General features: G+C 72.7%; 3 protein-coding genes. 1 reads left to right on the top strand and 2 read right to left on the bottom strand.

What is annotated here, in order from left to right:
- Positions 1–1,105, bottom strand: a 1,105-nt coding sequence (locus GT042_RS07930) for a S8 family serine peptidase (RefSeq protein ID WP_161307995.1), incomplete at its 3' end; no start/stop codon positions are given.
- 95 nt (positions 1,106–1,200) lie between these two features.
- Between GT042_RS07930 and GT042_RS07925 the strand changes: the two genes are divergently transcribed.
- A complete protein-coding gene (locus GT042_RS07925) occupies positions 1,201–4,536 on the top strand; it encodes a right-handed parallel beta-helix repeat-containing protein (RefSeq protein ID WP_161307994.1) in 3,336 nt (1,111 codons plus the stop codon).
- A gap of 158 nt (positions 4,537–4,694) precedes the next feature.
- Here the strand turns inward: GT042_RS07925 and GT042_RS07920 are convergent.
- Positions 4,695–5,676, bottom strand: a 982-nt coding sequence (locus tag GT042_RS07920) for a hypothetical protein (protein ID WP_161307993.1), incomplete at its 5' end; no start/stop codon positions are given.

The following is a 5,676-nucleotide window of genomic DNA, read 5'->3' as shown; positions in this document are numbered from 1 at the left end:
CCCGGTTCCGGGGGCCGGCGTCGGCGGGCTCGGGCAGGTGCGCGGGGGCGGCCCGCGCGGCGGCCTCCCGCGCGGACGCGCTGTGTTCCTGTACGAGGGACAGGGCGGCGTAGGGGTCGAGGCGGGGGGTGTCCGACGGGTAGGCGGTCGCGAGCAGGCGGCGGGCGACCTCCCGCGCGGTCAACTCCGGCCGGTAGGCCCGTACGAGAGCGGCGGCCCCCGCCGTACCCGCCGCGGCGAGCGAGGCGCCGGACCCGATGTAGTGGCCGGGTCCGCCCGGCCCGGCACCGACCATGGAACTGCCCGGCGCCGACAGGTCCGGCTCATGGGCGGGCGGCGCGTTCTCCTGCCGTACGCCGGTGGGCCCGAAGTCCACCACGGCGAGGACGCCCGGCACGGCGGCCGGCCAATAGGGGCCCCGCGGCATGGAGTTGCCGGGCCCGCGCTCCTCCTTGGGCACGGCGTCCGGGGCTGCGGGGGCGACCACCAGCACGTCGTGCTCCGTGGCGTAGGCGACGGCGTCGGTGATCTCCTCCCTGCCCGTGCGCAGCGCGTGCCCGACGTAGACGACCCGCGCCTTCCGGTCCACGGCCGTCCGGATTCCGAGGGCGACCAGTTCCGGCGACGGCACCCCGCGCTCGTCGGTCCCCCGCAGCGCGACGATGTCGGCCTTCGGGGCGACTCCCGTGATTCCGCTGCCCTTCTGCGGGGCGGCGGCGATGAGACCGGCGACGAAGGTGCCGTGTCCCACGCAGTCCTCCTCCGCCCCGTCGACCGCCGTCACCCGGCCGGCCAGGCCGGGCACACCGGAGGCGACCCCGGTGTCGACCACCGCGACGGTCACCCCGGCGCCTTCGGAGATCCGCTGGGCCCTCGGCAGCCCGAGCGCCTTCTGCGACCAGGCCGCCCCGGTGGCGGTCTCCTCGGAGGGCCCGGTGCAGGGGTTGCCCTCGCCGAGGCGCAGCGGCAGCGGGGGCAGCAGCGTGGCGACCGGCTCGTCGGCGCCGGGACCGAACGACCCGCCCGGTGTGGCGAAGGCGGGCCCGCAGGTGACTGGCAGGATGACCGCGACAGCCAGCACGAGGCCCGCATACCTGTATTTCATGGTGCTTCGCATTATCACATGGTATGCGCATGCCATACTCAGGCGCACGCACAGGGCAGGCCAAAGACCCAGCAATACCAGGAGGTTCGAGGCGCGTGGCACGGCACATACTCACGGTCTGCCCGGAACGGCCGGACTGTTTCCCGACGATCGGTGAGGCACTGGCCCAGGCGCGCACCGGGGCGGTGATCCATGTGCGCCCGGGGCGGTACGCCGAGAACCTGGTCATCAGGAACCGGGTGACGATCGTCGCCGAGGGCGAGCCGGGAACGGTCGAGATCTGCCCGCGCGCCGGCAGCGCGATCAGCCTCATGGCCGACGCCGTCATGCTCAGCGGGCTGACCCTGCGCGGACGCGACAAGGAACTGCCCGTCGTGGACATCCCGGCCGGCCAGGCGGCCCTCGACGGCTGCACCGTGAGCGGCGCGGGATGGGCGGCGCTGCTGGTCCGCGGCAAGGGCTCGCTGGCCGCCCGCGCCTGCCGTGTCACCAATCCCGGCGGCGCGGGGGTCGTCGACTCCTCGGAGACCGAAAGCGTCATCGAGGACTGCGTGTTCGAGAACTTCGGCACCTCCGCCGTGGTGATCGGCGAGAGCGCCAGGCCCCTCGTCCGCGACTGCCGGATCCGCGGCGCGCGCGCCAACGGCATCCTCGCCAGCGGCGAGGCCGGCGGCACCGTCGACAGCTGTGACATCTCCGGCACCGACAAGCCCGCCATCGCCCTGGAGGGCCACAGCTCGACCCGGGTCCTGCGCTCCACCGTCCACCACACCTCGGTGGGCCTGCTCGTGAGCAGCCTCTCCCGCCCCGAGATCGAGGACACGACGTTCGAGTCGACGGCCCAGAGCGGCATCGTCATCTCCGGCGGCGCCGACCCCCTGCTGCGGCGGTGCGTCACCCGGCGTACCAAGCACAGCGGACTCCTCGTACTCGACCGCTCGCGCGGAAACCTGGAGGGGTGCGCCTTCCACACCGCGACCCAGTCCGCCGTCCGGGTCGTGGACGGCAGCTCCCCGCTGCTCAGGGACACCGTGGTGAGCGACTGCGCCGACACCTCCGGGGCGGTGTACCTCAGTGACCACTCCACGGCCGAGTTCGAGCGCCTGGACGTCCTGGACGCGGCCGGGGTCGGCATCCACGTCCGCGCCTCCGCCAACCCCCTGCTGCGCCACACCCGGGTCCTCGGCGCGGGCGGCCACGGCATCGAGATCACCGACGACGGCCGGGGCCGGCTGGAGCACTGCGAGGTCGAGTCGGCGGGCGGCAGCGGGCTGAGCGTGGACGACGACGCCGACCCCGAGATCAGCGACACCGCGCTGCGCTCCTCCGCCCGCTCGGGTGTGGTCATCGGTGAGCGCGGGCGCGGAACCCTGCGGGACTGCGAGATCAGCGACAGCGCCGACGCGGGCATCACCGTGGGGGACGAGGGGGAACTCGCCCTGGACCGGGTGCGGGTGAGCGGTTCGAAGGCCCACGGCATCCAGGTGTCCCACGGCGGCCGGGCCTCGCTCTCCTCCTGCGAGATCACCGGCAGCACGGGCGACGGCATACGGGTCGACAGCGCCGAGCCCGTCCAGCTCAACCGGTGTGTGGTGCGCGACAACCGGGGCGCGGGCCTGCGGCAGAGCCGGGGCAGCGAGCGCCTCTCCGTCGAGTACCTCACCAGCGCGGACAACGGCGCGGCGGACAGCTGGGGAGAGAGCGCCGAGGTCACGGGCGGGAGCGGGGCCCCGGGCGGGTCCGAGAAGGGTTCCGCGCCGCGCACCCCGATGGACGACCTGGACGCGCTCATCGGCCTGGAGAACGTCAAGCACCAGGTCACCACCCTGGTGAACCTCAACCAGCTCGCAGAACGCCGCCGCAAGCTCGGCATGCCGGTCCCCTCGATGAGCCGGCACCTGATCTTCTCCGGACCGCCCGGCACCGGAAAGACCACGGTGGCGCGGCTGTACGGGAGCATCCTCGCCGACCTGGGCATCCTGCGCAGCGGCCACCTCGTCGAGGTCGCCCGGGCCGATCTGGTGGCCCAGATCATCGGCGGTACGGCCATCAAGACCACGGAGGCCTTCACCAGCGCGCTCGGCGGGGTGCTGTTCATCGACGAGGCGTACACCCTCACCCCCGAGGGATCCTCCAACGACTTCGGGCGGGAAGCCGTCGACACCCTTCTCAAGCTGATGGAGGACCACCGCGACGACGTGGTGGTGGTCGCGGCCGGCTACTCCGAGCAGATGGAGTCGTTCCTGTCCGCCAACCCCGGGATGGCCTCCCGGTTCACCCGTACCATCGAGTTCGGCAACTACGCGGTGGACGAACTGGTCACCATCACCGAATCCATGTGCAACCGCCACCAGTTCGAGCTGGGACCGCTGACGCGCGAGGCGCTGGCCGTACGGTTCGAGGGCATGACGCGCGACGCGTCCTTCGGCAACGGCCGGGCGGCGCGCGGGGTGTTCGAGGACATGGTGGACCGCCAGTCGTTCCGGCTCGCGTCCATGGCCGACCCGGACGAGAGCGACCTGACCCTGCTGCTGCCGCAGGACGTCGGGGACGCGGAGGCGGCGGCCGTCGACGGCACGCCGCGCGGCGGGGACGACGCGGCCGACCCGATGGCGGAGCTGACGGCCATGGTCGGCCTCGGGGCGGTGAAGCGTGAAGTGACCGATCTGGTCAGCCTGTTGTCCAACGCACGGCAGCGGGTCGCCGCCGGGCTGCCCAGCCCCAGGATCAGCAACCATCTGGTCTTCACCGGGCCACCGGGCACCGGAAAGACCACCGTCGCGCGGCTGTACGCCAAACTCCTGCACTCGCTGGGGGTGTTGCCCCGGGCCGGCCTGGTCGAGGTGGCCAGGGCGGACCTGGTCGGCCAGTACGTCGGACACACCGCCCAGCGCACCAAGGAGGTCTTCACCAGCGCGCTCGGCGGGGTGCTGTTCATCGACGAGGCGTACACCCTGACCCCCGAGGGATCCTCCAACGACTTCGGACGGGAAGCCGTCGACACGATCCTCAAGCTCATGGAGGACCACCGTGACGAGGTGGTGGTCATCGTCGCCGGGTACACCGAGGAGATGGAGCGCTTCCTCGCCTCCAACCCCGGGCTGGCCTCGCGGTTCTCCAAGTACGTGCAGTTCGAGGACTACAGCACGGAGGAACTGGTCACCATCGTCTCCCGGCACGCCACCGCTTCCGGTTACGAGTGCGGCCCCGACACCCTCGCGATGCTGCGCGCCCACGTGGACGCGATCCCCCGGGACCGGTCCTTCGGCAACGCCCGGCTCGCCCGCCAGCTGCTGGAGACCATGATGACCAGCCAGGCGCGCCGGCTCGGCGGACTGCGGTCCCCCAGCCTCGCCGACCTCACCACGCTGCTGCCCGAGGACCTGCCGTACGGGGAGCGCCCGGCGCGGCACGAACAAGCGGCGCGCTGACGCCGTACGGCGCCGTCGTCGCCGCACAGCGCCGTCAACGCCGTCATCGCCGTCAACGCCGTGGAAAAGAAGCGCCCGCCGGGGAGGTTCACCCGGCGGGCGCTTCCTTCGCGGTCACGTGCGCGGCGTTCCGCCACCCACCCGCGGGGCGGCCCGTCTCACACGGTGAGCCTGATGGCCTGGAGGGCCAGGGTCTTCTCCAGGGTCCCGGCGAAGATGAGGTTCTCGCCGCCGGGGTCGTCGCACTTCAGACCCAGCCATCCCCGGTCGGTGACAAACGCGTTCTCGCACACCAGGGGGACCCCGATGTTGATCGCGAAGCCGCCCAGGGCCGGGGCACTGCTCGACGCGACCCCGATGTACAGGTCGCCGCCGTCGGCCGCGCCCTTCCAGGGTGCCTTGTAGCCCTCCCCCATGGTCCAGGGGGTGGCGTTCACCCCGTTGGTCGAGGACACGGCGATGTTGAGGGCCGTGATGGGCCGGTTCTGCCCCTGCGTGCCCGCCTCGGCTCCGTCGCACACCGGTGCCTGCCAGCCGATGCCCTTGACGTAGGCCCGGTAGCAGATGTGCCGGCCCGCGTGCTGGGTGGCCAGCTTCATGACGGCGAGCGACGCGGTGTTGGCCGGCGGCTTGGCCTCGACCACCGCCTTCTTCTTCGGCGCCTTCTTCACCGGCTCGGACTTCTCCGCCGTCGGCGACGGCGACGGCGGAGTCGGCGGCTCGGCCGGGGGCAGGGCCTTCGCCTTGGCCTTGACGGACGGCTTGGCGGTCGTCGGCTTCGCCGTCGGCGACGCCGGGGCGTAGTCCTCCGGCGGCGCGTTCAACGCCTGGTCGTCGAGGATGGTGTCGGACTCGGCGACCACCGACGTGGTGTCCGTCTTCTTGTCGGAGTCGTTCGTCGCCCAGATCAGCAGCGGCACCGCCAGGAGGACCACACCCGCGAGGCCGGCGGCTGCGAGGAGGGGCTTCTTCGGGTTCCCGGAGGGCGGTTCGCCGTCCCCCCGCCCGTCGCCCCGCCCGGCTCCTTCACCTGAGGCCTCGCCCGAGGCGGAGGCCGCGGCTGCGGCTCCGGCTCCGGTGGCGGCGTCCGGAGCGGTCGCGGCCGAGGCCGATCCCGTACGGGCCGCCTGGGCCGCCTGG

Origin of the sequence: Streptomyces sp. SID3212 (genome assembly GCF_009865405.1) — a bacterium.
In the GTDB taxonomy this organism is placed as follows: Bacteria; Actinomycetota; Actinomycetes; order Streptomycetales; family Streptomycetaceae; genus Streptomyces.
The sequence above is the reverse complement of the archived record's forward strand: the minus strand, read 5'-3'. Positions and strand labels throughout refer to the sequence as shown.